This is a genomic window from Roseateles sp. P5_B10, from assembly GCF_056400485.1.
Genome location: NZ_JBFULE010000789.1, coordinates 1 through 2,390, shown reverse-complemented (window position 1 = coordinate 2,390; position 2,390 = coordinate 1). Strand labels below are relative to the sequence as shown.

Sequence of the window (2,390 nt, the reverse complement as noted above, 5' to 3'; positions counted from 1 at the left end):
GTATGAGACATATTTGTGGCGATGGGGCGATGGGAGTGTGCATCCAAGCTCGGTGGGCATGCTCAGCAGCCGATGGAAGGGGGCAACTACCTACCGAGAGGCGCAAATGTCGCCATTTCCTTATGTGTGTTGTCGCACGGAGGCTAACGAACAAACCGAACAGACTGGCATCCCAACGGGAGCCGATGTCATGCCCCTGAACGAACAGGATGTCATGGATTGCTCGCGCAGTGCTGCTTCGGCTGACTCCATCCCGTTCAAGTCGACAGGGAGAGACTATGTCAGCAAGAATCTTTTGCGCCCATCTGGCTGACCATGCCGCGTGGTCCTTCATTCAGCGCGCGCCGTGCCATGCGCGTCAGATCTTGATGCGGAAGGCCCTGTGAGAGTCGCGCGAACGGAGGCCGCAGCGGGCAAGGCATCGACCGGTGTGGGCGGCTTCGATGACATCACCGGCGGCGGATTGCCGATCGGTCGCACAACCTTGCTGGTCGGCGGGCCTGGCTCAGGAAAAACGATTTTCGCGCTGCAATTCCTTGCGCACGGCGCGCAGGCCTGCAAGGAGCCTGGAATCTTTGTCGCGTTCGAGGAGCACATCGAGCGCATCGTCGCCAACGCGGGCAGCTTCGGCTGGAATCTGCCCGAGCTTCAGCGCAAGCGGCTGTTCTTCATGAATGCCCAACCGCTGCCCGATCTGGTGCAGTCCGGCGACTTCGACCTGAGCGGGATGTTGGCGGTTCTTGGGGCCAAGGCCGACGAAATGAAGGCGCGTCGCATCGTCTTCGATGCCCTCGACATCGTGCTGGCATTGCTGCCCGACGCGGCGGCCAAGCGGCGCGAGATCTACCGGCTGCATGAGTGGCTGCTGGCGCGCCAGTTGACTGGCCTGATCACCGCCAAAGCCGGCGGCGATGACAGCAGTCACAGCAACTCGAGCGGCCCGCAACCGTTCGGCCTGATGCAGTTCATGGTCGACTGCGCGGTGATCCTCAATCACGATGTCGTTCAAGGTGTGTCGCAGCGAAATCTGCGGGTGCAGAAGTACCGCKGCTCGCGCTTCGACGAGGACGAGTCGCCGTTCGTGATCGGCAATGGCGGCTTCGAGGTCGCCGTCGCGCGGGCGCAGGATCGCGGTGACGTGAAAGTCAGCAGCGAGCGCGTATCCAGCGGCGTCGCGCGTCTGGACACGATGCTGGGCGGCGGCTACTACCGTGGCGCCAGCGTGCTGATCACCGGCTTCTCGGGCACCGCAAAGACGACGCTGAGCGGCGCATTCGCCGAGGCTGCCTGCGGGCGCGGCGAACGCACATTGTTCGTCAGCTTCGATTCGGATGGCTCCGAGGTGGCGCGCAACTTGGCATCGGTGGGCATCCGCCTCGACCGATACAAGAAAAGCGGTCTGCTGCGCATGGTCTCGGCCCGCTCCATCGCTGGCAGCGCGGAGACCTATCTGATGCGCATCAAGACGCTGACGGCCGAACACAAGGCTCGCTGCCTGGTCATCGATCCGGTCTCCACATGGTCGGAATCGGGCAACTACCTGACCGCCCACAGCGTGGCCGAACGGTTGATCGATTGGTCGAAATCTGAAGGCATCACCTTGATCTGCACCCGTTTGCTGGGCGAGATGTCCAGCCTGGCCGAGGGCGGTTCACCGCTGCAGATCTCGGCGGTGGCGGACACCTGGATCCATCTCGACTACCTGGTGCAGGCGGGCGAGCGCAATCGTGGCCTGTCCATCATCAAATCACGCGGCACAGCGCATTCGAACCAGGTGCGCGAGCTGATCCTCAGCGACTCCGGCGTGACCCTGACCGATACCTATACCGCCGGTGGTGAAGTCCTGATGGGCACGCTGCGCTGGGAAAAGGAACGCGCCGAGCGTTCGTCGACCGACGCCGCCGAGGTCGCCCGCAAACTCAAGCGCGTCAGGCTGGATGCCGAAGAGGCCGAGTTGGAGGTGCGAGTGAAGTCGCTGCAGACCGAGCTGGTTGCAAAGCAGGTCGAAAAGGCCTTGCTGGCCAGCGCCACCGAAAGCAGCGAGCGCGAACTGTCACGCGGCCATACCCGCATGCGCGAACTGCGCGGTGCCGATGCTGCAAAACCGGCAGCCAAGGCTGTCACGAAAGCGAGCACTCTATGAACCGCCGCAGCTTGTTCAAGTTCCGGCTCTACGTTGCCGGCGACGCGCTGAATTCGGCGCAGGCACTCGACAATCTGTCAGCCCTATGTCGCGTCCATCTGCCGAAGCGGCATGAGATCGAGGTGGTCGACGTGTTCCGAGAGCCCAAGCTGGCGATGGCGGCAGGCGTATTGATGACACCGACGCTGTTCAAGCTCTCGCCTTCACCGACCCGCCGCATCGTCGGCACGCTCAGCCAGGCCCAGCC

Annotated in this window: 2 protein-coding genes; both read left to right on the top strand. The window is 63.1% G+C overall.

Annotated features, from left to right (window positions below; genetic code table 11):
* Positions 1 to 322: 322 nt before the first annotated feature.
* Positions 323 to 2,143 (top strand): circadian clock protein KaiC, encoded by a 1,821-nt coding sequence (kaiC, locus tag AC1DU6_RS27670; RefSeq protein WP_477861041.1) that lies wholly within the window; start codon positions 323 to 325, stop codon positions 2,141 to 2,143.
* A partial coding sequence (locus AC1DU6_RS27665) for a circadian clock KaiB family protein (protein WP_477861039.1) occupies positions 2,140 to 2,390 on the top strand: 251 nt, incomplete at its 3' end. The genes kaiC and AC1DU6_RS27665, both read left to right, overlap by 4 nt.